The organism is Ancylobacter sp. VNQ12, assembly GCF_049445835.1.
GTDB lineage: Bacteria > Pseudomonadota > Alphaproteobacteria > Rhizobiales > Xanthobacteraceae > Ancylobacter.
This window is the reverse complement of record NZ_JBMSDU010000005.1, coordinates 121337-146642: the sequence shown is the minus strand read 5'-3', so window position 1 is coordinate 146642 and position 25306 is coordinate 121337. Positions and strand designations below refer to the sequence as shown.

The following is a 25306-nucleotide window of genomic DNA, read 5'->3' as shown; positions in this document are numbered from 1 at the left end:
TCCGCCCGTGACCAATCTGCCCGATGCCCGGCTCGACCAGCTCGTCGCGCGCCATGCGGAAATCGAGCATGCGCTCTCTGCCAGCCCGGAGGCGGAGACCTATGTGCGGCTGTCGCGCGAATTCGCCGACCTCTCGCCGCTGGTCGACAGCGTGAAGGCGCTGCGCGCGGCCGAGCGCGAGCTGGCGGACGCCCGCGCCCTCGCCGCCGACGCCGCAGGCGACCGGGACATGGCCGCGATGGCCGAGGAGGAAGCCGCCGCGCTTGAGGCGCAGGTGGAGGAACTCTCCCGTGCCGTGCGGCTCGCGCTGCTGCCCAAGGACGCGATGGACGAGCGCGGCGTTATCCTCGAAGTGCGCGCTGGCACCGGCGGCGACGAGGCGGCGCTGTTCGCCGGCGACCTGTTTCGCATGTATGAGCGCTTCGCCGCGCTGAACGGCTGGTCGGTCGAGGTGCTGTCGATGACCGAGGGCACCGCCGGCGGCTTCAAGGAAATCGTCGCCGCGCTGCACGGCCACGGTGCCTATGCCAAGCTGAAATTCGAATCCGGCGTCCACCGCGTGCAGCGCGTGCCGGAGACCGAGGGCTCGGGACGCATCCACACCTCCGCCGCCACCGTCGCGGTGCTGCCGGAGGTCGAGGAGGTCGACATCGACATCAACGAGGCGGATCTGCGCATCGACGTGTTCCGCGCCTCGGGTGCCGGCGGCCAGCACGTCAACAAGACCGAGAGCGCGGTGCGCATCACCCATATCCCGACCGGCACCGTTGTCGCCGTGCAGGATGAGCGCTCGCAGCATAAGAACAAGGCGCGCGCCATGGGCATGCTGCGCGCCCGGATCTATGAGGCCGAGCGCGAGAAGCGCGACAGCGCCCGCGCCAGCGAGCGCAAGCTGCAGGTCGGCTCGGGTGACCGCTCCGAGCGCATCCGCACTTATAATTTCCCGCAGGGCCGCGTGACCGATCATCGCATCGGCCTCACCCTGCACAAATTGCCCGAAATCCTCGCCGGCGACGCGCTGAGCGAGCTGACCGAGGCGCTCACCACCGAATATCAGGCGGCGCTGCTGGCGGAAGCCGAGAGCAGCGGCTGGGGCGAGCGGTGACCAGCCGGGCGGAGCTGCTGCGCGCTCTGGCGCGGGACTTCGCGAGCGCCGGCCTGGAAGCGCCCGAGCGCGAGGCGCGCGCCCTTCTCAAGGCCGGACTCGGCCTGGCCGACCTCGACTTGGTGGCGCGCGGCGAACAGCCGGTCGCGGACGAGAATGCGGCGCGGTTGAATCAGCTCGCCGCGCGGCGCATGGCAGGCGAGCCGCTAGCCCGGCTGACGGGCAGGCGTGAATTCTGGAGCCTCGAGTTCGCCCTCGCGCCCGACACGCTGGTGCCCCGCCCGGAGACCGAGACGCTGATCGAAGCGGTGCTGGAGGTGTTTCCCGACCGCGCCGCGCCGCTCACGGTCCTCGACCTCGGCACCGGCACAGGCGCCATCCTCGCCGCGCTCCTAAGCGAATACCGCAACGCCGCCGGCCTCGGCATCGACCGGGCCGAGGGAGCGGCGCGGCAGGCCCGCGAAAATCTCGCGCAGCTGGGGCTGGCGGAGCGTGCGCGGGTGATCGTCGGCGACTGGGCCAGCGCGATTTCCACGCGCTTCGATCTCGTCGTCTCCAATCCGCCTTATATTCCCAGCACGGATATCGCGTCGCTCGATGTCGAGGTGCGTGTCCATGATCCGCTTCTCGCCCTCGACGGCGGCGCCGAAGGGCTCGACGCCTACCGCGCCATCGCCGCCGATCTTCCCCGCCTGCTGGCGGGTGGCGGGCGGGCGGTGCTGGAACTGGGCATCGGCCAGGAGGCGGACGTGGCCGGGCTGATGGCGGCAAGCGGGCTCCCGGCCGATGGGCCGGCGCGGCGCGACCTTGCCGGCGTCGCACGCGCCATCGTGAGCGTAACCGCCTGAAATTACCGACGCTGTTGCAAAAAAGCGCTTGGAACGAGGTATCGAACCGACTAGTGTTAATTACAGGAATCGTCCTGAGACATCATCAAACATAGTGATCCGGTCCGCGATTGCCTCGGCAGTCGGTCGAGATTGTCACTCATCCGGATGCGCGCTGTGCGCGGCAATGTTTCGAAAAGGGCGAATGCTTCACGGTTTGTCGGTGTGGCCTCGGTTACACGATGAAGCATGGGAACGGCTGAAGCGCGACGTTTGCGCTCGCCGGTTTCCGGTCGGGTGATCTTCGACCGGAATCGTTCGCAGCCGGCTCAGCCGGTCGCGGGGCATCATGGCGATGCACTCCCATGGAACGAAGTCCAATGGTCGGCGGCGACCTTCGGCACCACTGGAACCCTGACGGTTCCGGCATGCGCGAGGTCTACGCCTTCCAGGGACAACTCTCTCCCGACGTTTCTTTCGCTGATGGCCGACGGCCGAAGGCGAGAGAACGGCGATTAATCAAGGCGATGACCCCGCCTGTAGCCGATCCGGGATTTCCCCGCCGGCGGCGTACCGGCTCAGAGACCAGCTCGATGCGAAATAATAATCAGCAGAAGCGTATGCGCAGCCGTAACAACAACAATAACAACAACGGCAACCGGCGCAGCCAGAACCCGCTTACGCGCGTCTATGAATCCAACGGCCCCGATGTGAAGGTGCGCGGTACCGCCCAGCATATCGTCGAGAAATATCAGCAGCTCGCGCGGGACGGGCAGGCCTCCGGCGACCCGGTCGCCGCCGAGAACTACCTCCAGCACGCGGAGCACTATTTCCGCATCATCCTCGCCGCACAGGCCCAGTTCGGCGTCACCGCCCAGCCGTTCAACCGGCAGGAAGAGGAAGAGTTCGAGGACGAGATGGAAGAAGGCGGCGCCGAGGGGCAGCCGAGCTTCCAGGCCCGCGAGCCGCAGAACCAGCGCGAGGGTGGCCAGCCGCGCGACAACGCTCCGCGCGAGGGCGGCCAGCGCGATTTCTACCGCGATCGCGATCCGAATCGCCGCGACAATCGCGACAACCGCGATCGGGGCCAGGGCCAGGATCGCAATCAGGAGCGCGGCTTCCGCGAGGACCGTGGTCCGCGCGAGGATCGTGGTCCGCGTGAAGACCGCGCGCCGCGTGAGGATCGTGGCCCCCGTGAGGATCGGCCCCGCGAGGAGCGCGGCGACAACCGCGAAAACCGCTGGCAGCGCGACAATCGGCCGTTCCGTGAACCGCGCGAGCCGCGGGAGCCGCGCGCGACCGGCGAAAATACCTACCGCGATCCCGCCCAGCAGCCGCAGCCGCGCCTCGGGCCGGAAGTCGAGTCCGAGATCGGCCTGCCGGCCTTCATCACCCAGAGCAGCAATGCGGTGCCGGCTCCTGCCGCGCCCCGCGCCGAGGCTGCCCGGGTTGAGCCCGTCAAGTCCGAGCCGGTGAAGATCGTCGCCCCGGAGCCGGTCGCCGTCGAGGCGCCGGCCGTCGAGGCCGCTCCCGCGCCGAAGCCCACGCGCGGCCGCCGCGCCGCGGCCGCCCCCGTTGCCGAGTCTCCCGCCGTCGAGGCCGCTCCTGCGGCGCCGACCAGCGAGGACGAAGGCGAGGCCCGCGCCCCGCGCACCCGCCGTCGCCGCTACCGTCGCGCCGATGGCGAAGGTGAGGGCGAGGGCGGCGGCGGAACGCCGGTCACCGCCGAAGCCGGCGAGTGAGCGCGCCGCGCCCCTGCTAAGGACGGCTGCAGAAATGAAAAGGCCCGGTTCAGCCGGGCCTTTTTGCATGGCGGGGGCGGTTTGGCGTCAGAGCGTAATGCGCACCGAGTCGCCCTCGGCGACCAGTCCGCCTTCGAGCACCTCGGCGAAGATGCCGCAATCGGTATGGCCAAAGCTGCGCATCAGCGTGCCGGGAATGTCGAGGTCGCGCCTGGCAGTGACGGGATCCACATTGGTCGCGGCGCAGCGGAAGATGCGCTGCGTGACCTTGAGGCGGACATGGTTGCCGATCTCGATGGTCTGGCCGACGAGGTCGAACTCCTCCCAGGGCTCCATGCCGTCGAGATAGAAATTGGCGCGGAAGCGCAGCGGATCGACCGGCTGGCCGATGATCTCGCCCAGCGCGCGGCAGCTCGCCAGGTTGATCAGCGAGATGAAGCCTTCCGTGGTGTCGACGAAACGGAAACCCTGCGGCGCCTGGAGCACCCTGGGCGCGCCGCGCAGTTCATAGCGGGAATAGCGCTGGAAGAAGCCCTCGATCGCCTCGCGCCCTTCGGGCGTGCGCAGATCCCCGCGCACGGCTTCCGTGCCCTCGTGCCGGACGACCAGTTCGCCCGCCGCATCGTCGTAGATCGCATCGAGCGCGGCGAGGCGCTCATTGCGCATGAGCATCAGGAACTTGATCTTGGGCTGGAAGGACGGCGCCTCGGGCATGAAGCCAGAAGGGCCGTTCTCGATGGCGAACAGCCGGTCGCCCGGAAAATAGCTACCCTCCGCCAGCTCCACCACTTCCATCCGCTCAGGCGTCAGCCCCTTCACGGGATAGCGGTAGATCGAGGCGATGCTGGCAAAGCTGATCGGTCCCGTGAGCACCTCTTCCGGCGAGTCAACCTCGGCCGGCAAAGGAACATCTTCGGGAGGCGGGGCCCCGGCTGGGGCGGACACGTCGGCGAACAGGTCGCCGATCGCATCACCATTTTCAGTCGATTCGCTCATGGACCCCCACCATATAGGCTTCCCCCCGATCCGTCAGCCGAAGCTGCCTGCGGACAGGGCAAACAGGGGCGCGAACGCGCTCGTGTTCGGGCTGTCGCATTTTCCGCTTTTCCTCAGGGTACGAATCCGTATCAAATCGAACCTGTTTCTTCGCGGGAATATTTCCCCCGCGAGAGATTCAAGGAGGGTGCAATGCCGCGGCTCTTCACCGCCCTCGAAATTCCGTCGGACATCGCGGAAACGCTGTCCATGCTGCGGGGCGGCCTTCCCGGCGCGCGCTGGATCAGCCCGGAATTTTACCATGTCACGCTGCGCTTCATCGGCGATGTCGACCATGCGGTGGCACGCGACGCCGCCGCCGCGCTCGACGAGATCGACCGGTTCGGCTTCGACCTGACGCTGTCGGGCGTCGACCAGTTCGGCAATCACAAGCCGCACTCGATCTTCGCCGGCGTGAAGGCAAATCAGGCACTGACCGAGCTTCACGCCGAGCACGAACGGGCGATGAAGCGCATCGGTCTGCCGCCGGAGGGGCGCAATTTCCGCCCTCACGTCACGCTGGCGCGCCTGCGCGACGTCGCGCCGCGCCAGGTGGCGGAATATCTCGCTCTGCGCGGCTATTTCCGCAGCCCGACCTTCGAGGTCTCGCGCTTCGTCCTGTTCTCCTCGCGCGATTCCGTCGGCGGCGGCCCCTACCGCATCGAGGCAGCCTACCCGCTGCTCTGACGCCGGCCTTTCACGGGCACCGCCATTGCGAAAAGCCATGGCCGGGGCCATCTCGACTGTCGAACAGAACCCACCGGATGGGAACGAGGATGGCCGCGCGGTCCGACGGAACTTTCGACGACCCGACCTTCGAGCAGGGAGAATTCGGCTTCGATGCCGCTCCCGGCAATGAGGCGAAGGTGCGTGCCGGCTTCTGGCGCAAGATCGCCTCCGGTGCCGCGCGCGTTCCCTTCGCCGAGGACGCCACCGCCGCCTATTACTGCGCGCTGGACGCCCGCACGCCGACGCGGGTGCGGGCGCTGCTGTTCGGGGCGCTGGCCTATTTCCTGCTGCCCACGGACGCGGTGCCGGACATCCTTCCCGCTCTCGGCTTCACCGATGATGCCGCGGTGCTCGCCACCGCGCTGAACCTGCTGGCGAGCCACATCACCCCTGCCCACCGCACCGCCGCGCGCGATGCTCTCGAGCGGATGCGCGGGCGCTGAACCCGCTGTTCCCAGCTTTATTTACCGCTCGTTCACCATGGTCCTGATTTTGCCGCCAAGCTTCGCGCATTTGATCGGCAAAGCCTCCGCTTTCCCGAGGCAAGGGTTCACAGCCGCCGGACGGGCGGATATCCCTGAACGGGCTTGAACGGAGAATCGTGCAAACCCGCACAGCGGCAAGACGAACACGGAGGATAGAGACCATGGCACGACGTATCGTGCGCGCGGCACTCGCCGGCTTGGCACTGGCGTTTATCGGCGCAACAGGTGCCAGTGCCCAGGGCGCGCCGAAACTGGTAGGCCAGTTCGGTGACTGGGGCGTCTACAAGGACGAGAGCGGCGGCGGCAAGATCTGCTACGCGCTTTCCCAGCCGAAGACGCGGCTGCCGGCCGGTCTCAGCCGTGATCCGGCGTATTTCTTCATTTCCACCCGCACGGCCGAGAACGTGAAGGGCGAGGTAAGCGTCGTCATGGGCTTCCCGCTGAAGGAAGGCGTCGATGCCACCCTGACCATCGGGCCGACCTCGTTCGATCTCTATACCCGCGGTACTGGCGCCTGGGTGCGCAACGCCGCCGAGGAGGCACGCCTCGTCGACGCGATGCGCAAGGGGCGCGACGTCGTGGTGAAGAGCACCTCGCTGCGCGGCAACGTCACCACCGACACCTATTCGCTCTCGGGCATTTCCGCAGCGATCGATCGCGCCGCGCAGGAATGCCGCTGACAGGAATAGCGCTGACGTCCCGGCGTCCGCTGCACTAACATGCCGAAAACGCGGACGCGCCCGGCGCGCCCGCGTTTCTCGCCCTCCGATGGACCAGCCCGAGAAGCGCCATGCCGGTCGAACTGCGTCTCATTCCCTGCCTCGCCGACAATTACGCCGTGCTGCTGCGCGACACCGTCACCGAGGCCACGGCGGTCATCGACGTGCCGGAGGCGGCGCCGGTGCTCGCCGCGCTGGAGCATGAGGGCTGGGACCTCACCCATATCTTCGTCACCCATCATCACACCGACCACATCGCCGGCGTGCTGGCGCTGAAGGAACGTTACGGCGCTCATGTCACCGGTCCGAAGGCCGAGCGCGACACCATTCCCGGGCTCGACACCGCCGTAGTGGATGGCGATCCGGTCGCCGTAGGCAGCCTGGTCGGTCGCGTACTGGAAACGCCGGGCCACACCAAGGGCCATGTCGTCTTCCTGTTCGAGGAGGAGCGACTGCTGTTCTCCGGCGACACCCTGTTCGTCATGGGCTGCGGGCGCCCGTTCGAATGCGACCCGCCAGTGCTGTGGGAATCGCTGCTGCGCCTGCGCGCGCTGCCCGACGACATCGCGGTCTATTGCGGGCACGAATACACCCTCTCCAATGCCCGCTTCGCGGTCAGCGTCGATCCCGACAACGAAGCGCTGGCCGCCCGGCTGAAGGAGGTCGAGGCGCTGCGCGCGGCAGGCGAGCCGACCTTGCCGACCACCATCGGCGCGGAGAAGGCAACCAACCCGTTCATGCGCGCCGACGACCCCGAGCTTGCCGCCCGCATCGGCCTGCCCGATGCCGAGCCGGGAGCGGTGTTCACCGAGCTGCGTAGCCTCAAGAACAGTTTTCGCGGCTAGGGGTTGCCTCTATGAGCACCCCTGCCCTCACCGCCCAGGAGGTCATCGCCCGGCTCGGCCTCGCGCCGCACCCCGAAGGCGGGTATTTTCGCGAGACCTTCCGCGACGAGCGCCGCACCGAGGACGGTCGCGCCGTCTCCACCGCGATCTACTTCCTGCTGGCGGCCGGCGAGCGCTCGCACTGGCACCGTGTCGATGCGGTCGAGGTCTGGCACTGGCACGCCGGTGCGCCGCTGGAACTCTCCATCGCGGTCGAGGACGCCGGCCCGGTCGAGCACTACCGGCTCGGCGCCGACCTCACGGCCGGCGAAGAGCCCCAGCGCGTTGTCCCGCACGGCGCCTGGCAGGCAGCGCGCAGCCTCGGCGCGTGGACGCTGGTCGGCTGCACCGTAGCGCCCGGCTTCGAGTTCGCCGGCTTCGAGCTCGCCGCGCCCGGCTGGGAGCCGGGTTGAGTTTTTACTTGGGGCAAATTCTCATCGCAAAAGTCTGCAACTTTCGCGGAACATGCCCTAGAGACTGATTTACGAGTGGAGAACGCGTTATCCGATCAGATTGCGCTGCAATCTGATCGGCGCGTGCTCTAGCGCCGCGCCAGCAGCGTCGCTACCGCCGCGCCACCGACGATGAGCGCGCAGGCTGCCGCCAGCGACCAGCTCGCCGCCGCAAAGCCCGTCGCCACCAGGAGCAGGGTGGAGAGCACCGGCGCGGCATAGGAGGCAACGCCGAGCAGCCGGATGTCGCCGCGCTTCATGCCGATGTCCCAGGTGTAGAAGGCGATGCCCACCGGGCCGATACCGAGCGCGATCACCGCCAGCCACTCCCGGCCCACCGGCCAGATCGACGGCTCGAATGCCACATGGCACAGCGCCGACAGCAGCGCGGTGGCGAGGCAGAAGCCGGCCACCACCTCAGTCGGCACGCTGGCGAAGCGGCGCGAGGCGACGGAATAGACCGACCACACCACCGCGCAGACCGCCGCCGCGAGATAGCCCGGCACATATTCCGCCGCGAAGCCGAAGCCGCCGGCCTTGGCCCCCAGCAGCACGACCGTGCCGGCCAGCCCCATCAGCGCGCCGACAATATGCGCCGGCCGCAGCTTCTCGCCCGGCAGGAAGGCCGAGAACAGCACGATGAGCAGCGGCCACAGATAGGCGATCAGCCCCGCCTCGGCCGGCGGGGCGAGCTTCAGCGCCGAAAAATAGAAGAAGTGGTAGCCGAACAGCCCGCCAACGCCGTGCAGCCATACCGGCCAAGGCTGGCGGAACACCCCGAGGCCGACACCGCGCGCCAGCCCGGCAATGAGGCCGACCAGCCCACCAATGGTGAAGGTTAGCGCCGTCAGCAGAAAGGGCGGCACCGCGCCGGTCGCGGAGGTGGCGAGCGCCAGCGTCGCCCAGAGCAGGATGGCGGTGAAGCCGGTGAAGGTGGCGGTGGAACGGGACATGTGGCGGGGACCTTCGAGTCGAACGGCCCCTTATGGCCGCGACTTGCTCGCCCGCCAAGCGCCCGCCGCCAAAGCGCCTCCCCCAAAACGCCCCACGAACGGCGATGGACGTCGTTACCGCCAGAGCTTACGTTTAGGCAGCCTGCTTCAGGTTCACCCGAGGAGAACTCCGATGACGCGCCCGGCCCTCGCCTTCGCCTTCGCCTTCGCTCTCCTGTCCACGGCGGCATTTGCGCAGGCCACTATCGGCATCGACGAGGCGCTGGTGATCGTGCGCGCCCACGGCATGGCGACGGTCGCCAAGCTCGAGCACGAGCACGAGAAGGGCCAGTCCAAATGGGAGGCCGAGGGCCTCGATGCCAAGGGCAAGAAGATGGAGATCGAGATCAACGCCGTCGACGGCAAGGTGATCTCGATCAAGTAGGCTTCGGCCGGCAGACAGGCTTCGCATGCAACCGCCCGCGCGTCTCACGCCATGTACTGCCCACCATTGACCGTGAGCGTCGAGCCGGTGATGAAGCCGGCCTCGTCGGCCACGAGGAACACCACGCTGCGCGCGATCTCCTCCGGCTCGCCCAGCCGCCCGAGCGGGATCTGCGGCAGCACATGCTTGTCGAGCACGTCCTGCGGCACCGCCTTGACCATCTCCGTGCCGATATAGCCGGGGCAGATGGCGTTGACGGTGATGCCCTTCTTGGCGTTTTCCTGCGCCAGCGCCTTGGTGAAGCCGATCTCGCCGGCCTTGGCGGCGGAATAGTTGGTCTGGCCCGCCTGCCCCTTCTGTCCGTTGATCGAGGAGATGGTGACGATGCGGCCGAAATTGCGGTCGCGCATGCCCTCGATCACGTTGCGGCACATGTTGAACACCGAATTGAGGTTGGTGTTGATCACCGCCTGCCACTGCTCCGGCGCCATCTTGTGCAGCATGCCGTCGCGGGTGATGCCCGCATTGTTGACCAGCACGTCCACCGGGCCGAGCTTCGCCGTCACCTCCGCGATGCCCGCCTTGCAGGCCTCGAAGTCGGAAACGTCCCATTTGAAGGCCGGAATACCGGTCTCGGCGGTGAAGTCGGCGGCGGCGGCGTCATTGCCCGCATAATTGGCGGCGACCTTGTAGCCGGCCGCCTTCAGCGCCTTGCCGACGGCGGCGCCGATACCACGGGTGCCGCCGGTGACCAACGCAACACGACTCATTTCACTCACCCCCCTCTGGCGTCCTTCCCCAAGGACTGCGCGACGGCTTGTACGTCGCCTTTTCCTCACAGCAAGGTGGGTTTCCCCATCTTGCCGCACCATCTTGTCACAGACCGCACGGGCTGCGTCCTGCGCGTCACTCGCGCTCGATGCACATGGCGATGCCCATGCCGCCGCCGATGCACAGCGTAGCGAGGCCCTTCTTGGCGTCGCGCTTCTGCATTTCGTAGATCAGCGTGGTGAGGATGCGCGCGCCGGACGCGCCGATCGGATGGCCGATGGCAATGGCGCCGCCATTCACATTGACCTTCGACGTGTCCCAGCCGAGATCCTTGTTCACCGCGCAGGCCTGCGCAGCGAAGGCCTCATTGGCCTCGATCAGGTCGAGGTCGGCCGCGCTCCAGCCGGCCTTCTCCAGCGCGCGGCGCGAGGCCGGGATCGGGCCGGAGCCCATGATCGCGGGATCGACGCCGGCCTGCGCCCAGGAGACGATGCGCGCTAGCGGCTTCTTGCCCGCGCTCAGGGCCTTTGCCGCGGTCATCAGCACCACGGCGGCGGCACCGTCATTGATGCCAGAGGCATTGCCCGCCGTCACCGTGCCATCCTTGGAAAAGGCCGGACGCAGCTTCGTCATCGAATCGAGGGTGGCACCGTGGCGGGGATATTCGTCGTCGGAGACGATGATGTCGCCCTTGCGGGTGGAGATGGTGACCGGGACGATCTCGTCCTTGAAGCGCCCGCTCTTCTGCGCCGCCTCGGCCTTGTTCTGCGAGGCGACCGCGAAGGCGTCCTGCTGCTCGCGGGTGATCTGCCACTGGCGGGCGACGTTCTCGGCGGTCGTGCCCATGTGGTAGCCGTTGAAGGCATCCCACAGGCCGTCCTTGATCATGGTGTCGACCATCTCGAGCGAACCCATCTTGGTGCCGTTGCGCAGATTCGCGCAGTGCGGCGCCTGGCTCATCGACTCCTGGCCGCCGGCGACCACGATGTCGCTGTCGCCATTGAGGATCGCCTGATAGCCCAGCGCCACCGCGCGCAGGCCCGAGCCGCACAGCTGGTTGACGCCCCAGGCCGGGCTCTCCACGGGAATGCCCGCCGCGACCGAGGCCTGGCGCGCCGGGTTCTGCCCGGCGCCGGCGGTGAGGATCTGGCCCATGATGGTCTCGCTGACCTCACCGGGGGCGACGCCTGCGCGCTCCAGCGCGGCGGTGATGGCGACCTTGCCAAGCTCATGCGCCGGCAGCGACGAGAGCGCCCCGTTGAACGCGCCGACGGCCGTGCGTGCGGCACCGACGATGACGATGTCGTCCTTCATGAAACAGACCCTCCCGATGCGGTCCTTGCGGTGCCTTTGCGGAACGCGACACCGTGCACTGTTTAAATGTGCCGCCATCGTGGGTGGCGCAACTGATCCATGTCAATGCCGGCCGGTAAATTCCCCCGGTCATCGCGCTGTCATCGTCTCGCGCTCAAGCCCCTTCGCGCACTGCACAATCCAGTAGCCGACGGTGTGGAAACGTCCTAGAGTTTCAAGGGGAAACGAACAAGGCGACTGGATCAAGATGGCCAAATCAAACGAACCCGTCACCATCAAGAAGTATGCGAACCGCCGCCTCTACAACACCGGCACAAGCACTTATGTGACGCTTGAAGACCTCGCCCAAATGGTAAAGAACGGCGAAGACTTCGTTGTTTACGACGCCAAATCGTCCGATGACATCACCCATTCTGTCTTGACGCAGATCATCTTCGAGCAGGAGGGAAAGGGGCAGAGTCTGCTGCCGATCAACTTCCTACGCCAGATCATCCGCTTCTACGGCGACAGCATGCAGATGCTGGTTCCGCGCTATCTCGACATGTCGATCGAGAACTTCACCAAGGAACAGGGGCCGCTGCGCGAGCAGTTCGCCAAGACCTTCGGTGTCGGCGTCGGCGGTTTCGGCGTGATGGAAGAGCAGGTGCGGCGGAACATGGAAATCTTCGACCGCGCCTTCAAGATGTTCCTGCCGAACGGGCGCGTCGACGAACAGGCCCCCGGAACAGCGGCACCGGCCCGCACCGACGATTTCGATGAGCTCAAGCGCCAGGTCGCGGACATGCAGCGGCGGCTCGACCAGCTCGGCGACGGCTCCAAGAAGAGCTGAGTCCCGGAAGGGTCGATGAGACAAGGGCCGCTGCGACAAGCCGGACCGGGCGCGAGGTTGCCGTGCCCGGCGGCTTCACGTTGCCGGCATGGTGTGCCCGGCCAATGCGCTCAGGTGCCGGCGACCGCGTTGGTAGAGACAGGTGCGGCCGCCGCCAGCCCGATGAGCTGGCCCTGCAGATAGCTGCACCCCCACTCGACCAGTTGCCGGCCGGTTTCCTCGTCGAGCACCCATTCGGCGACGGTCTCGATGTCGAGATTATTGGCGAGTTCCAGCAGGGCTCGCACGAAATGGCGGTCCTCGCCCGATTCCATCATTGAACAGATGAAGCTGCCGTCGATCTTGAGAAGATCGAAGCCGAGGCGGCGCAGGCTGCGGAACGAGGTGTGGCCGACGCCGAAATCGTCCATCGCGACGCGGCAGCCCAGATCGTGCAGCCAGCTCACCCGCCGCCGCATCGTCTCGACATCGGCGATGTTCGCCGATTCCGTCAGCTCGACGATCAGCCGCTCGCACAGCCTCTCCCGCGCGCCTTCCTCCAGGATGCGCTGCCAGATGCCGTCATGAATCGAGGCCGGCGACACGTTGACCGACAGCCGGAGCGCCGCATCCTCGCGCAGCGCCGCCAACGCCAGCTCCATCGACCGGCGGTCGATCAGCCGGGTCAGGCCGAAACGCTCGGCCGCCGGCATGATGGTGGCGCCGTCATAGACCCGCCCGTCATGCCCGTGGATGCGCACCAGCGCCTCGTGGAAGGCGATCTCGCGCGTGCGGCTGTGCGCGATCGGCTGGAAGGCGAGCGCGATCCGCCGCTCGCCTATGGCCGACACGATGTCGTCGGCGAAGCGCAAATTGGCCCGCCGCTCGATCGTCTTGTCGGCTCCCGGCGTGTAGATCTCGACGCTGCCGCGCGCGGTCGCACGGGCATTCTGCAGCGCATCCTGCGCATGCGAGAAGATCTCGGCGACGCTGCGTGCGTGGCGCGGCGCCACCAGTCCGCCGGCCGAGACATTGGCCACCACCGCCCCGGCACTGGTGCGCGGCGGGGTGGCGTTGACGCTGGTGAGGAAGCGCTGCGCACTGGTCAACCCTTCCGGCGGAAGGGCCGGCAGGATCACCCCGAACTTGCTGCCCGAGAAGCGCGCGATCTCCTCGCCGGGGCCGAGCTGCGCGCGCAGCCGCATCCACACGATGTCGAGCACCTCGTCGCCGACCTGGAACCCATAGGCGTCGTTGAGGCGCCCCAGATGGTCGATCCCGAACAGCAGGAAGCCGAACTCGTCGCCGGACAGGAAGGCATCACCGAGCCGGGCATCGAGCAGGCGCGCCAGGCGCTGGCGCTCGGGCTGCGGCTCGGCTTCGCCCGGCGCGCCCGAACCACGCACCGGACGCCCGACCGAGAGGCGACGCACCATGCCGTCGACCCGCTGAAGGCGCCCGCCATCATCGAAGAAGCCGACGCCGCGATCCTCCACCCAGAGGCGCTTCGGCGGCTCGTCCTGCGGCGAGACCAGGCAATAGACCGTTTCGAACAGGCGTGTGCCGGGGCGGATGCCGGCAGAATGGCTGGCGAGCGCCGCCTCCGCGCGGCCCAGGCCGGAGCCGGGCGCGATCAATCCGTCATAATCCCGGCCACGATCGGCACAGCCGACTCGCTCCGGGCCGAGCAGCTCGCTCGCTCCCGCGCTCCAGATCAGCCGATCGTTGCCGAGGGTCCAGGAATAGGCCGCGCCGCCGAGCCCGCGAACGGTGTCCGCAACCGCCATCGTCGACAGCGGCTCATTGCCGATCTCGCGATGAGCGGCGGTCTCAGGCATGGCGGGGCGCCCGAAAGGGACGACACGGCGATTTCATCGGATATATGCAGCCAAATTCATCATGATTTCGAAATATAACATCGATAGGCCCGCGCGCCGACACTGAGGAAGGCGCGAACCTCAGGCGCGCCGTTTCACGGGTTCAGCACGCCAGCGGCAACCGCCTTGTCGGCGACTTCCTCCACCGGCTCCGCTTCCGTCGCCGGAAGCGGGGCGGCATTCGCGGCCGGCTTCGGCGCGTCCCTCGTCGGCAGCGCGCTCGTCGCCACGGTCCGCAGCTGGGCCGTGTCGGCGCCGGCGAAATGAATGCCGGAGAGGCCGAGCTTGTTCATCAGCTCGTTCTGGGAGTTGGCCGGCTGCGCCCGCGCCATCACGCCTCTCAGCTCCGGGGCGAGTTCGGCAAGCTGGGCGAACTTGCTGTGGTTGAAACCGTCCGTCGACTTCACATTCGTCATGTCGACGACAACGGCGCCGAGCCCGACCAGTTCCGCATCATTGGTGAAGGCGCCGAGGCGCGGCTTGTCGCCGGCGATGAAGTCGGAGAAGGCCAGTGCCTTGTCGTCGCGCGAGACGATGACGATGAACGGCTTGGCCGGCTTGCCGAAGCGCCGGAGCTGGGACTTGAAGACGTCGACGTCGATGTCCGGCGCGGCGAGGATGATGTTGCCGACCTTTTCCTGCGGCAGCCCGCGCCCGGAGATCTGGATCTGCCGCAGCGCCTCGACGGTGACCCAGTTCCCCATGGAATGGGCCATGATCGACACCCGCTCTGCGCCGCTGTCGAAGATGAGATTGATCGTCTCTTCAAGCCGGTCGCGCGCGGCCGTCGCGCTGTTGTTGTCGTAGACATAGTCGGCGACGCTGCCGCGCGAGGCCCAGGTGAACAGCACCGGCACGGCGGTCGACTTCGAATCCTCCGCCATCTGCGTGAAGCGGTACAGCGCCTCGGAAAACAGCGTGTTGTAGCCGTGGACGAACAGGAAGACGGTCTTCTCTCCCTTCGGACGCAGTGCCAGCTGCGCCTTGAGGTCGTTGGTGAATTCCTGCGGCGTGTCGCGGTAGACCGCCTCGCGCACCGTCATGTCGGTGGCCGGGTTGGGTTGGCCGCGGGGAATTTCGGTCATGCCCGGCTTGTGGGTCGGCGGAACGGTGATGTCGACCTTGGCGAAGGAAAGCGCCGGCGTGCGTTCGCCATTGTAGAACACGCCCGGCTTGGGATCACGGGCACGCGACGAGGCGACGAGGATGACGTGTTCGCTGGCGCCCGGCACCGACGTGCTGACAACGTCGAGCGCATCCGCCCCCGGCCGGCCGGCGCATCCGGCGAGAAGGCCGGCACACACGAGCACCACCCCCACCAGCGCCATACGTACCGTCGCCGTGCCGGCGCTGGAAGAATTATGCCCGATACGCAACACAACCGGTCCCCACAGCTTTCAAGCCGATGTCGTCATAGCATTTCGGCACGCAGATGAGAAACGCTCAACTCAGGGACGAACGCCAGATCCGCGGCAGGGTTAAGACACACGAAAGCCGGCCTCGCAGGCGAGGCCGGCCAATCCTGATAACGGATCGATATTCGCACGGACACGCCAGCCGGCGTTGCCCAGCAGCCGGGATCAGGCCTCGGCCTTGACCTTCAGCACCTGACGGCCCTTGTACATGCCGGTCTTCAGGTCGAGATGGTGCGGACGGCGCAGCTCGCCGGAGTCCTTGTCCTCGACATAGGTCGGCTTGGCGAGGGCATCGGCGGAACGGCGCATGCCGCGACGCGACGGGCTGGTTTTCTTCTTCGGAACGGCCATCAGTCTTCTCCTGTACCGGCATGGCTCACGCTCTGTCAGGAGGGCCGGCGCCGGGGTCGTGCGTAATTCGAGTGGCGGCTTATACAGATTCATGCGCGCGAGCGAAAGGGGGGCGCGGCAGTCCTTTTCCGCGGCGTCATGAACGTCGCGTGCAGGACCGTCAAGCCGACATGGCGCGCCTCAGGAGCGCAGGCCGAGGCAGGCGGTGAGTTCCGGCCCCTCGCGCGGCAGCCGGGCCTGCAGGTTTCCCGCCAGCCGGCTGAGCCCCGGACCGGGCCGGCGGGCATCCCGGCGGAACGGATTGGGCAGCATCACCGCCAGCAGCGCCGCCTGCCGGCCGGAAAGACTGCCCGCGCCCACACCGAAGGCACGGCGGGCGCCCGCCTCGACGCCGAACTCGCCGGTCGGGCCCCACTCCGCGATGTTGAGATAGATCTCCAGCTGTCGCCGCTTCGACATCACCGCGTTGAGATAGAGCGCCAGCGGAAACTCCAGCCCCTTGCGGATGAAGCTTCGCCCGTTCCACAGGAACAGATTCTTGGCGAGCTGCATGGTGATGGTGGAAGCCCCGCGCGCCGGCTCGCCGTCATCGGCCGTGTCCATCACATTCTGCAGTTCGACGAGGTCGACGCCAAAATGCTGGCAGAACCGGGCATCCTCGGACGCCAGCACGCTGCGGATCAGCGCCGGCGAAATCGACTCGATCGGCACCCAGATGCGCGTCACCGGCGCCAGCACCGCCTGCCGCGCCAGCATGAGCGTCGAGACCGGCGGCACGACGTGATACAGCAGCCCGAGCAGCAGCGGCGCCGCGACGATCAATACCGCCGCCTTCCATACCCATGACCACACTACGCCCATCCGCTCTCCCTTGCCCCAGCGATGTTACCCAGAGGCGCCGGCCGGGTCGACCGGAAGCCGCGTCGTCACAGCTGCTTGACCGGCCGCGGCGGCTCGGGCAGGCAGGCGGCAGCCGTGAAACGAGAAGGCCCCTCCCCATGCCCGCCTCCACGCCCGCGAGCACGTCCCCCCGCCTTGCCCAGGCGCTCGCCGATTCGGCGCAAGCTGTCAGCACCTATATCGATGCGGCCATCACTCGCAGCGGCGTGCCGAGCGCACGGCTGGCGGGCGCGATGCGCCATGCCGCGCTGGCCGGTGGCAAGCGGTTGCGGCCCTTCCTTGTCATCCAGTCCGCCGCGCTGTTCGGCGTGACGCGGGAGCAGGCCCTACCCGCCGCCGCCGCACTGGAATGCGTGCACTGCTACTCGCTGGCGCATGACGACCTGCCGGCGATGGATGACGACGACCTACGGCGCGGCCAGCCGACCGTGCACAAGGCCTATGACGAGGCGACCGCCATCCTCGCCGGCGACGGGCTGCTGACCCTCGCCTTCGAAATCCTCTCCTGGGAGGAAGCGGGCCCGGATGCCGGCGTGCGCATCGCCCTCGTCGCCGGGCTCGCGCGCGCGGCCGGCGCCGGCGGCATGGTGGGCGGCCAGATGCTCGACCTCGCCGCCGAAGGGCGGTTCGACGCAGGCGACCCCGCCGCCCTCAGCGCCCCCGCAATCCAACATCTGCAGGCACTCAAGACCGGCGCGCTGCTGCGCTACGCCTGCGAGGCAGGGGCCGGGTTGGGGCGGGCCAGCGCCCGCGAAAGCGCGGCGCTCGACCTTTATGCCCGCGCCATCGGACGCGCCTTCCAGATCGCCGACGACCTGCTGGATGTGGAGGGCGACGCCGGCACGGTGGGCAAGGCGGTGGGCAAGGATGCCGCCGCCGGCAAGGGCACGCTGGTCGGCCTGATGGGTGTGGAGGGCGCGCGGGCGGAGCTGGCGCGGCTGGTGGCGGAGGCGATTTCCGCGCTCGAACCCTTCGGCAGCAAAGCCACACTCCTCAATGAAGCGGCTTACTTCATCGCCGAACGGCGGAATTAGTAATTCCCTCATCTCGACGGAACGATAAGTTCCGACCATATGTTGTCGTGGCGTTAAGTTGCGTCGTCCGACTCGGGACGCCGCTACGGGAGGTTAAAATGCGTGTCGCCCCGTTCATCCTTGCCGGCCTGATCGCCAGTGCCGCCCTCGTCGCCACCGCGCCGGTGCAGGCGCAGGAGACGCGCATCATCATTCGCAAGCAGCCGCCGCGCTCCTTCCTGGACCCCGGTCCGGTGGTGAAGCCCGGCACGACGCGCGATCTCAACTACGTCTACGCGACATTCCCGCGCTACCCGACCTATGGCGACACCAGCACGATCACCGGCACGCGCTGGCCGCTGCCGAGCGCCTTCGAACTACCCGGCTTCTGATTCGCCTAAGCAAGCCTCCTGCCGCATGAAAAAAGCCCGGCTCGCGCCGGGCTTTTGTTTTTCGCAGCAGGGAAAGGGAGGCCGGTCAGGCCGCCTTGCCGAGCTCGGCGATGACGGCATCGCCCATGCCGGCGGTGCCGACGCGGGTCATGCCTTCCGACCAGATGTCGCCGGTGCGGTAGCCATCGGCCAGTACGGCGGAAATCGCCGCCTCGATGCGGTCGGCCGCTTCGATCTGCCCGAAGGAATAGCGCAGCGCCATGGCGAGCGAGCCGATCATGGCGATGGGATTGGCGAGGCCCTTGCCGGCGATATCCGGCGCGGCGCCGTGCACCGGCTCGTAGAGCGCGCGGCGCTTGCCGGAAATCTCCTCCACCGCGCCGAGCGAGGCCGAGGGCAGCATGCCCAGCGAGCCGGTGAGCATGGCGGCGACGTCGGAGAGGATGTCGCCGAACAGATTGTCGGTGACGATGACGTCGAACTGCTTGGGCGCACGCACCAGCTGCATGCCGCAGCTGTCGGCGAGCTGATGCTCCAGCGACACGTCATTATAGTCGGAGCCGTGCACCTCGCTCACCACCTGCTTCCACAGCACGCCGGTCTTCATGACGTTGTGCTTCTCGGTGGAGACCACCTTGCCGCGGCGGGTGCGGGCGAGTTCGAAGGCGACGCGGGCGATGCGCTCGATCTCGTAGGATTCATAGACCTGGGTGTCGACCGCGCGCTTCTGCCCGTCCAAGAGGTCGGTGATGGTCTTGGGCTCGCCGAAATACACGCCGCCGGTCAATTCGCGCACGATGAGGATGTCGAGCCCCTCGACCAGCTCGCGCTTCAGGCTGGAGGCATCGGCGAGCGCGGGATAGCACATGGCCGGGCGCAGATTGGCGAACAGCTGCAGGTCCTTGCGCAGGCGCAGCAGGCCCGCCTCGGGGCGCGCCTCATAGGGCACGTTGGCCCATTTCGGCCCGCCCACCGCGCCGAGCAGGATGGCGTCGGCGGCAAACGCCTTGGCCATCGCCTCCTCGGAGATCGGCTGACCGCAGGAATCATAGGCCGCGCCGCCGACGAGGTCCTCCTCGATGGCGAAGGAAGCGAGCCCCTGCGCATCGAGCCAGGCGATGACCTTCTTCACTTCGGCCATCACTTCGGTGCCGATGCCGTCGCCGGGGAGGAGGAGGAGCTTGTGGGTGGCCATGGGTTCCCTCGCGTGCGCCTGTATGCCGCCTGTGTGCGGTGCTCCCGGCCGGAGCGGCCCGTCGAGCGAGGCGAGTGCTAATGGCTGGCGCGCGCCCTTGCAAGCGGCGCCGGCCCGCCCGCGCGCAAAAGAACGCCGCCGGCGGGTCCGCACCGACGGCGAGGAAGGGAGGCGACACACCGTCATCTCTCGAACCACCTCATCCTGAGGTGCCCGGCAAAGCCGGGCCTCGAAGGATGCTCGTCCGGGTGCGCTGTAACGAGCATCCTTCGAGGCTCGCTATGCTCGCACCTCAGGATGAGGATGCTCTGTGGATCGCTCTCCGCTCGGGTGGCGATCCCGGAGCGGCCTTTCGGCCGTCCGGGATGACGGCCGTGGGCAAGGCCCTCAGATCGTCTTCCTGGTCATCTCCCCGGCGATGAAATCCGCCTGCCGCAGCGCCAGCGCCACGATGGTCAGCGTCGGGTTCTCCGCGCCGCCGGTGGTGAACTGGCTGCCGTCGGCGATGAACAGGTTGGGGATGTCGTGCGTCTGCCCGTGCTTGTTCACCACGCCGTCGCGGGCCTTCTCGCTCATCCGGTTGGTGCCGAGATTATGCGTGGAGGGATAAGGCGGCGTCGGGAAGGTGCGCACCGCGCCGACCGAGTCATAGATCGCCGCGCCCTGCGTGTAGGCGTGGTTGCGCATGGCGACGTCGTTGGGATGGTCGTCGAAATGCACATTGGCGACCGGCAGGCCGTACTGGTCCTTCGCGTCGGTGTTAAGGGTGACGCGGTTGGTCTCCTGCGGCATGTCCTCGCCGACGATCCACAGCCCGGCCATGTTGACATAGCCGTCCATGGCGGAGGTGAAGGTCCGGCCCCAGCCGCCCGGATCGAGGAAGGCGGCCATGAACGGCACACCGAGCGAGAGCGTCTCCATCTCGTAGCCGCCGACGAAGCCACGCTTGGTGTTCAGCGGCGCCTCGTCGCGCACGATGCCGGCCATGGTGGTGCCGCGATACATGTGCACCGGCTTCTCGAAGATGCCGTACACCGATCCCGTCATGTGGCGCATATAGTTGCGCCCGACCTGGCCGGAGGAGTTGGCGAGACCGTCCGGGAACATGGCGCTGGCGGAGTTGAGCAAGAGGCGCGGGCTCTCGATCGAGTTGCCGGCCACCGCGACGATGCGGGCCTTCTGGCGCTGGGTCTTGCCGTCCTTGTCGACATAGACCACGCCGGTGACCTTGCCGGAGGCATCGTGCTCGATCTTCTGCACCATGCTCTGCGGGCGTACTTCCAGATTGCCGGTCGCCTCGCCGCGCGGAATCTCGGCGACCAGCGTCGACCACTTCGCGCCGGACTTGCAGCCCTGGAAGCAGAAGCCGATCTGCTGGCAGGAGCCCCGGTCGGCGCGCGGTTCGCTGTTGATCGCCATGCGGCCGGTCGAGACTTCCTTGTAGCCGATCTTCTTGGCACCGGCCTCGAACACCTTGAAGTTGTTGTTGCCGGGCAGGCCGGGAATACCGTTGGTGCGGGTCACGCCCATGCGGTCCTCGGCCTTGGCGTACCACGGCTCCAGCTCCGCGAGCGTGATCGGCCAGTCGAGCAGGTTGGCGCCCTCGAGGTCGCCATAGGTGGTGCGGGTCTTGAACTCGTGCTCCTGGAAGCGCAGCGAGGCGCCCGCCCAGTGCACGGAGGAGCCGCCGACCGCCTTGACGATCCAGGCCGGCAGGTTGGGGAAGTTCTTGTGCACGCGCCAGGAGCCCGACGTGGTGCGCATGTCGGTCCAGGCGAGCTGGGAGAAGCTGTCCCACTCGTTATTGATGAAGTCTTCGGTGTTGTGGCGCTGGCCGGCTTCAAGGATCACCACCTTGATGCCCTTGAGCGCCAGCTCGGTGCCCAGCGTGCCGCCACCGGCACCGGAGCCGACAACGACGACGACGGAATCGTCATTCAGGTCGAAGGGTGCAGACATGGTTCGGTCCTCCCCTCACAGCCAGGCGATGTCGTTGAAGCCGCGGTCGATGTAACCGCCCTTGTCGGCCGAGGAGCCCTCATAGCCGAAGATCGGCCACACCTCTTCCTGGTTGTAGAGGCTGACCACGAGGCCCCCGCGCACCTTCTGGAAGAAGGCGCCGTCCTCGATCTCGCGCAATATGGCGACGCGCTGGTCCTCCCAGCCGAGATCGGCATAGGCGACACCGTGCTTCGCCTTGGCGAGCGTATCGAGGGTGACGACGCCGTCCTCGACCAGCGCCTTCAGCGCGGGATCCTTGGCCGCATCCGCCTCATAGGGCTTCATGGCGATGGCGTAGTAGCGGTCGGGGATGCGATCATGCGGGTAGACGTCGCGCGCCATGACGATGAGGGTGCGCATGGTCTCCGGCTTCAGCGCGGTGACCTCCAGCCCCCACGCCTCGCGCGGATTCATCACCGCCGCGCCGCTCACCAGCAGCGCGCCCGCGGCGCCGATGCCGGCGAGCAGGGCGCGGCGTGATGGACCTCTCCTGTCGATCAGTGTTGGCATTGTAACCTCCCAGGTATTTTTATGTATTATTCAGTTGTTTTGCGCCGTCTGGCGGACCGACGCGAGATAACGGCACGTCTCAGCGGTAGCGACCGTGCTTCTTCAGCACCTCGATCTTGTAGCCGTCGGGATCGGTGACGAAGAAGAACGTCGCGAGGAGAGCGCCCTCGCGGAAGAACTCCTTGATCGGCGTGGGATTGAGGCCGGCATCGATGAAACGCGCATGCTCGGCGGCGAGATCATCCACTGCGAAGGCGACGTGGCCATAGCCGTCACCGAGCGCGTAGGGCTCGGTGCGCCCGTGATTGATCGTCAGCTCGACCTCGAAATCGGCCTCGGCATTGCGCAGATAGACCAGGGTGAAGCCGTCGAAGCCGAAGCGGTCGGCAATGTCGAGCCCGAAGGCGCGACGGTAGAAATCGACCGAGCGCGCCTCGTCGAGCACACGGATCATCTGATGTATGGCCTTCGCCACCTGTTCCTCCGGCGTGAACCTCGTGGCAGCGGGGAATCCGCTGCGTGACGAGGATGCTAGGCCGCGCAAAAGGCGAGTGGTGGTAGGCTGCTAGCACATCACCGCGATGTGCTTTTCGAGGGCGCGAGCGCGCCCCTACTCCGCCGCTTCGAGCTGGATGCGCCGGCTCTCGCAGGCATAGCGCTCGCGCGCGGCCGCCGGGCTGATCGCCGGCCGGCCCGCCGCGGGGCGCACCTCGGCGAGATAGATCAGGCAGGAGCAGCGCAGCAGCGAGGCGAAGTTGCGCACCTCGCCATGCAGGTTCAGCACCTCGTCATGCAGCGTGGTGACGAATTTGCCCAGACTCATGCCCTGATGGGCGGCGACCTCTTCCAGCACCGTCCAGAAGGCCGCTTCCAGCCGGATCGAGGTCGAATGGCCACCGATCCGCACCGAGCGGGTCTGGCCCTCATAGGTCTCGGGCGCTTGGCCCGCGAAGATGTGGCACATGGGGCGTCTCCCGGAACGTCCTTTTGTATTTTGAACGATTCCACCCCCGGAAGACGGCGCTGTAAAGGCCGAAATTGATGCCTGCCGGGCGCTACGCCTTTTTGCGGGCCGTCACCTCGATCTCGATCTTCATTTCCGGCTGCAGCAGGCCGGCGACGATGAGCGTCGCGGCGGGGCGCGCGGTAGCGAAGTACTGGCCGAAGATCGGGAACACTTCCTCGGCATATTCCGCCCGGGTCACGATGTAGCGCACGCGCACCACGTCATCGAGGCCGGCGCCGGCCTCGCCGAGCGCCGCCGCGATATTGCGGAAGCAGCCATGGGTCTGCTCGATCAGGTCCTCGGGCAGCTGCATCGCGCCATAGTCGTAGCCGGTGGTGCCGGAGACGAAGATGTCGCGCCCGTCCACCACCGCACGGGAATAGCCGGCGACGGCCTCGAAGGACGAGCCGGAGGAAATAAGGCGGCGTTCGCTCATGTCACGCCCACGGACGCTCATCGGCGAGCTTCGCCTCGAAGGACTTGATCTTGTCCGCCTTGACCTGGGTGAGGCCGATATCGTCGAGCCCGTTCAGCAGGCAGTGCTTGCGGAAGGGATCGATGTCGAAGGTGATGCTGCCGCCGTCCGGGCCGGTGATGGTCTGGCTTTCCAGATCGACGGTGATGCGCGCATTGGCGCCGCGTTCGGCATCGTCGAACAGCGCGGCGAGCTGCTCCGGCGTCACCACGATCGGCAGAATGCCGTTCTTGAAGCAGTTATTGTAGAAGATGTCGGCGAAGGACGTGGAGATCACGCAGCGAATGCCGAAGTCGAGCAGCGCCCACGGCGCGTGCTCGCGGCTCGAGCCGCAGCCGAAATTGTCGCCGGCGACGAGGATCGACGCGCCCTTGTAGGACGGCTTGTTGAGCACGAAGTCCGGGTTGTCCGAGCCATCGTCATTGTAGCGCAGCTCCGAGAACAGGCCGGCGCCGAGCCCGGTGCGCTTGATCGTCTTCAGATACTGCTTCGGAATGATCATGTCGGTGTCGACATTGACCAGATGCAGCGGCGCGGCGATGCCGCTCAGGGTGGTGAACTTGTCCACGGCGTCCTCCTTCGTCCCGGATGGCCGCCGCTGGGGCCGCCACCCGGAAAATTCCCGCTCTCCATAGCACGAAGCGCGGGACGAATGCCCAGACGCCCGCGCCCACTATCTCGGCAGCATGCGGCGCAGCACGTCGTCCTTCAGGACGAAATGATGCACCAGCGCCGCAAAGGCATGCAGCAGCGCCAGAATAACCAGCGCGTTCGCCAGCACCTCGTGCAGCTCCTGTACCGAACGGGCCGCCTCGCGATCCACCGCGACAGGCGCGGGTATCGCGAACAGGCCGAAGAACGTCACCTCGTTGCCGCGCAGGAAGGCGAGATAGATGCCGACGAGAGGCGTGACGATCAGCAGTACATAAAGCAGCACATGTGCGACGGCCGAGGCCAGGTGAACCGGCCGCGACAGGGCCGCCGAGGGCGGCGGAACCGGCCCGGCGATGCGAAACGCGAAGCGCAGCGCCACCAGGCCGAGAATGGCGAGCCCCACAGAGATGTGGGTCCACCAGATATAGGCCCGGCCGACGGATCCCCGTTCGAACAGGCCTTCGAGATAGGTCACCCCGTAGACGACGATGATGGCGATCACCGTCAGCCAGTGGAGCGCGCGAAGCGGCGGGCTGTAGTGGTCGACGGAGGAAACGCTGGAGATCGGTCGGCTCATAGTCGGATACCTCTCAAGATTGGAAGTATTCTAACTTCGTGCGACCTCCTTCCCAATGCGTTTACCTACTTATCCGCCTCCTCCTCGACCCGCTCCATGTCCTCGTCCGACAGGCCGAAATGGTGGCCGATCTCGTGCACGAGCACATGGGTGACGATATCGCCCAGCGTTTCCTCGTTCTCGGCCCAGTAGTCGAGAATGGGCCGCCGATAGAGGAAGATCATGTTCGGCAGCGCGCCGGCAGCAGTCTCGTAGCCTTGCGCCAGCCCGATGCCCTGGAACAGGCCGAGCAGGTCGAACTCGCTCTCGGCCTCCATCTCCGCCAGCACCTCGTCGGTCGGGAAGTCCTCCACCCGCACGACGAGATTGCCGCACATGGCGCGGAACCCCTCCGGCAGCCGCGCATAGGCATCAGCGGCCATCACCTCCATCTCGGCCAGCGTCGGCGCACCGAGTTTCAGCCAGACGGTCGGATCACGGGTCGGATCATTGGCTGTATCGCCGCTCATCGCCTCACCTGAGATAGGTCGTGAAGAAGTAATAGGCGAGCACGAGGCAGGCCAGGACCGCCAGTCCGCGCCCGAGCCGCCGGCCCCACACTTCCATGGGGTCGTTCTCGGGCGGGTCGCTGAAGGGCGGGCGGCTCATACCGCGTTCTTTCGGATTCGCATGTTTCTCCACCCGTCACGCTG

Annotated in this window: 30 protein-coding genes; 12 read left to right on the top strand and 18 right to left on the bottom strand. The window is 67.1% G+C overall.

The genetic code is table 11. The features are described from left to right. Positions 1 to 7 precede the first annotated feature (7 nt). The 3 genes from prfA to ACO2RV_RS09870 all read left to right on the top strand — a co-directional run bounded on the left by prfA (position 8) and on the right by ACO2RV_RS09870 (position 3674). Positions 8 to 1105, top strand: a complete 1098-nt coding sequence (prfA, locus tag ACO2RV_RS09880) for a peptide chain release factor 1 (RefSeq protein WP_423292361.1) — start codon at positions 8 to 10, stop codon at positions 1103 to 1105. Continuing rightward, a complete protein-coding gene (gene prmC / locus ACO2RV_RS09875) occupies positions 1102 to 1953 on the top strand; it encodes a peptide chain release factor N(5)-glutamine methyltransferase (protein ID WP_423292359.1) in 852 nt (283 codons plus the stop codon). The genes prfA and prmC overlap by 4 nt, the downstream gene beginning before the upstream one ends. A gap of 599 nt (positions 1954 to 2552) precedes the next feature. Next, positions 2553 to 3674, top strand: coding sequence for a DUF4167 domain-containing protein (locus ACO2RV_RS09870; protein ID WP_423292357.1), 1122 nt, complete (start codon positions 2553 to 2555; stop codon positions 3672 to 3674). Between the two features lie 87 nt (positions 3675 to 3761). Here ACO2RV_RS09870 and ACO2RV_RS09865 read toward each other — a convergent pair whose 3' ends face one another. Further along, on the bottom strand, positions 3762 to 4670 hold the full coding sequence (locus ACO2RV_RS09865; protein WP_423292355.1) for an MOSC domain-containing protein: 909 nt from the start codon (positions 4668 to 4670) through the stop codon (positions 3762 to 3764). 192 nt (positions 4671 to 4862) lie between these two features. On the opposite strand from ACO2RV_RS09865, the gene thpR reads away from it, so the two are divergent. The 5 genes from thpR (at position 4863) to ACO2RV_RS09840 (ending at position 7939) form a co-directional block, all read left to right on the top strand. Then, entirely contained in the window at positions 4863 to 5396 is a 534-nt protein-coding gene (thpR, locus tag ACO2RV_RS09860) for an RNA 2',3'-cyclic phosphodiesterase (protein WP_423292353.1), read from the top strand. Positions 5397 to 5485: 89 nt separating this feature from the next. Continuing rightward, complete coding sequence (locus tag ACO2RV_RS09855) at positions 5486 to 5881, top strand: YkvA family protein (RefSeq protein WP_423292351.1); 396 nt, start codon at positions 5486 to 5488, stop codon at positions 5879 to 5881. Between the two features lie 203 nt (positions 5882 to 6084). Next, positions 6085 to 6603: an invasion associated locus B family protein gene (locus ACO2RV_RS09850; RefSeq protein ID WP_423292349.1), complete on the top strand. Its 519-nt coding sequence runs from the start codon at positions 6085 to 6087 to the stop codon at positions 6601 to 6603. A 110-nt stretch (positions 6604 to 6713) separates the two neighbouring features. Further along, positions 6714 to 7487 carry a hydroxyacylglutathione hydrolase gene (gene gloB, locus ACO2RV_RS09845; protein WP_423292347.1) on the top strand — a complete coding sequence of 258 codons (774 nt, stop codon included), beginning with the start codon at positions 6714 to 6716 and terminating at the stop codon, positions 7485 to 7487. A gap of 11 nt (positions 7488 to 7498) precedes the next feature. Further along, complete coding sequence (locus tag ACO2RV_RS09840) at positions 7499 to 7939, top strand: cupin domain-containing protein (RefSeq protein ID WP_423292345.1); 441 nt, start codon at positions 7499 to 7501, stop codon at positions 7937 to 7939. A gap of 128 nt (positions 7940 to 8067) precedes the next feature. On the opposite strand, the gene ACO2RV_RS09835 is transcribed toward ACO2RV_RS09840, so the two are convergent. Next, positions 8068 to 8931 (bottom strand): DMT family transporter, encoded by an 864-nt coding sequence (locus ACO2RV_RS09835; protein ID WP_423292343.1) that lies wholly within the window; start codon positions 8929 to 8931, stop codon positions 8068 to 8070. Positions 8932 to 9103: 172 nt separating this feature from the next. Here ACO2RV_RS09835 and ACO2RV_RS09830 point away from each other — a divergent pair, with 172 nt between their 5' ends. Beyond that, positions 9104 to 9355: a PepSY domain-containing protein gene (locus tag ACO2RV_RS09830; RefSeq protein ID WP_423292341.1), complete on the top strand. Its 252-nt coding sequence runs from the start codon at positions 9104 to 9106 to the stop codon at positions 9353 to 9355. Positions 9356 to 9399: 44 nt separating this feature from the next. Here the strand turns inward: ACO2RV_RS09830 and phbB are convergent, their stop codons facing one another. Both phbB and ACO2RV_RS09820 read right to left on the bottom strand, forming a co-directional pair. Next, entirely contained in the window at positions 9400 to 10125 is a 726-nt protein-coding gene (gene phbB / locus ACO2RV_RS09825) for an acetoacetyl-CoA reductase (protein ID WP_423292339.1), read from the bottom strand. A 136-nt stretch (positions 10126 to 10261) separates the two neighbouring features. Further along, positions 10262 to 11440 (bottom strand): acetyl-CoA C-acetyltransferase, encoded by a 1179-nt coding sequence (locus tag ACO2RV_RS09820; protein ID WP_423292337.1) that lies wholly within the window; start codon positions 11438 to 11440, stop codon positions 10262 to 10264. A 247-nt stretch (positions 11441 to 11687) separates the two neighbouring features. On the opposite strand from ACO2RV_RS09820, the gene phaR reads away from it, so the two are divergent. Continuing rightward, entirely contained in the window at positions 11688 to 12269 is a 582-nt protein-coding gene (gene phaR, locus ACO2RV_RS09815) for a polyhydroxyalkanoate synthesis repressor PhaR (RefSeq protein ID WP_423292335.1), read from the top strand. A gap of 110 nt (positions 12270 to 12379) precedes the next feature. Here phaR and ACO2RV_RS09810 read toward each other — a convergent pair whose 3' ends face one another. From ACO2RV_RS09810 to ACO2RV_RS09795, 4 genes are all read right to left on the bottom strand, one after another. Beyond that, on the bottom strand, positions 12380 to 14086 hold the full coding sequence (locus ACO2RV_RS09810) for an EAL domain-containing protein (protein ID WP_423292333.1): 1707 nt from the start codon (positions 14084 to 14086) through the stop codon (positions 12380 to 12382). A gap of 134 nt (positions 14087 to 14220) precedes the next feature. Further along, positions 14221 to 15501: an alpha/beta hydrolase gene (locus ACO2RV_RS09805; RefSeq protein WP_423292331.1), complete on the bottom strand. Its 1281-nt coding sequence runs from the start codon at positions 15499 to 15501 to the stop codon at positions 14221 to 14223. Between the two features lie 204 nt (positions 15502 to 15705). Further along, positions 15706 to 15891 carry a 50S ribosomal protein L32 gene (gene rpmF, locus ACO2RV_RS09800; protein ID WP_144344354.1) on the bottom strand — a complete coding sequence of 62 codons (186 nt, stop codon included), beginning with the start codon at positions 15889 to 15891 and terminating at the stop codon, positions 15706 to 15708. A gap of 180 nt (positions 15892 to 16071) precedes the next feature. Next, a complete protein-coding gene (locus ACO2RV_RS09795) occupies positions 16072 to 16752 on the bottom strand; it encodes a transglycosylase domain-containing protein (RefSeq protein ID WP_423292328.1) in 681 nt (226 codons plus the stop codon). A gap of 137 nt (positions 16753 to 16889) precedes the next feature. On the opposite strand from ACO2RV_RS09795, the gene ACO2RV_RS09790 reads away from it, so the two are divergent. Continuing rightward, entirely contained in the window at positions 16890 to 17825 is a 936-nt protein-coding gene (locus ACO2RV_RS09790; RefSeq protein ID WP_423292326.1) for a polyprenyl synthetase family protein, read from the top strand. A gap of 98 nt (positions 17826 to 17923) precedes the next feature. Then, positions 17924 to 18196: a hypothetical protein gene (locus tag ACO2RV_RS09785; RefSeq protein ID WP_423292324.1), complete on the top strand. Its 273-nt coding sequence runs from the start codon at positions 17924 to 17926 to the stop codon at positions 18194 to 18196. An 85-nt stretch (positions 18197 to 18281) separates the two neighbouring features. Here the strand turns inward: ACO2RV_RS09785 and leuB are convergent, their stop codons facing one another. From leuB to ACO2RV_RS09735, 10 genes are all read right to left on the bottom strand, one after another. Continuing rightward, on the bottom strand, positions 18282 to 19391 hold the full coding sequence (gene leuB / locus ACO2RV_RS09780) for a 3-isopropylmalate dehydrogenase (protein ID WP_423292322.1): 1110 nt from the start codon (positions 19389 to 19391) through the stop codon (positions 18282 to 18284). A gap of 387 nt (positions 19392 to 19778) precedes the next feature. Next, entirely contained in the window at positions 19779 to 21350 is a 1572-nt protein-coding gene (locus ACO2RV_RS09775; RefSeq protein WP_423292320.1) for a GMC family oxidoreductase, read from the bottom strand. A 15-nt stretch (positions 21351 to 21365) separates the two neighbouring features. Continuing rightward, positions 21366 to 21902, bottom strand: coding sequence for a Twin-arginine translocation pathway signal (locus ACO2RV_RS09770; RefSeq protein ID WP_423292318.1), 537 nt, complete (start codon positions 21900 to 21902; stop codon positions 21366 to 21368). Positions 21903 to 21981: 79 nt separating this feature from the next. Continuing rightward, a complete protein-coding gene (locus ACO2RV_RS09765; protein WP_423292316.1) occupies positions 21982 to 22377 on the bottom strand; it encodes a VOC family protein in 396 nt (131 codons plus the stop codon). Between the two features lie 135 nt (positions 22378 to 22512). Further along, a complete protein-coding gene (locus tag ACO2RV_RS09760; protein WP_423292315.1) occupies positions 22513 to 22866 on the bottom strand; it encodes a ribbon-helix-helix domain-containing protein in 354 nt (117 codons plus the stop codon). Positions 22867 to 22957: 91 nt separating this feature from the next. After that, positions 22958 to 23344, bottom strand: a complete 387-nt coding sequence (locus ACO2RV_RS09755; RefSeq protein WP_423292313.1) for a RidA family protein — start codon at positions 23342 to 23344, stop codon at positions 22958 to 22960. A 1-nt stretch (position 23345) separates the two neighbouring features. Continuing rightward, positions 23346 to 23951, bottom strand: coding sequence for a 3-isopropylmalate dehydratase small subunit (gene leuD / locus ACO2RV_RS09750; RefSeq protein WP_423292311.1), 606 nt, complete (start codon positions 23949 to 23951; stop codon positions 23346 to 23348). Positions 23952 to 24056: 105 nt separating this feature from the next. Next, positions 24057 to 24614 carry a cytochrome b gene (locus ACO2RV_RS09745; protein ID WP_423292309.1) on the bottom strand — a complete coding sequence of 186 codons (558 nt, stop codon included), beginning with the start codon at positions 24612 to 24614 and terminating at the stop codon, positions 24057 to 24059. A 65-nt stretch (positions 24615 to 24679) separates the two neighbouring features. Then, positions 24680 to 25123: a metallopeptidase family protein gene (locus tag ACO2RV_RS09740; protein ID WP_423292307.1), complete on the bottom strand. Its 444-nt coding sequence runs from the start codon at positions 25121 to 25123 to the stop codon at positions 24680 to 24682. Between the two features lie 4 nt (positions 25124 to 25127). Further along, positions 25128 to 25262, bottom strand: coding sequence for a hypothetical protein (locus tag ACO2RV_RS09735; protein WP_423292305.1), 135 nt, complete (start codon positions 25260 to 25262; stop codon positions 25128 to 25130). Between the last annotated feature and the right edge of the window lie 44 nt (positions 25263 to 25306).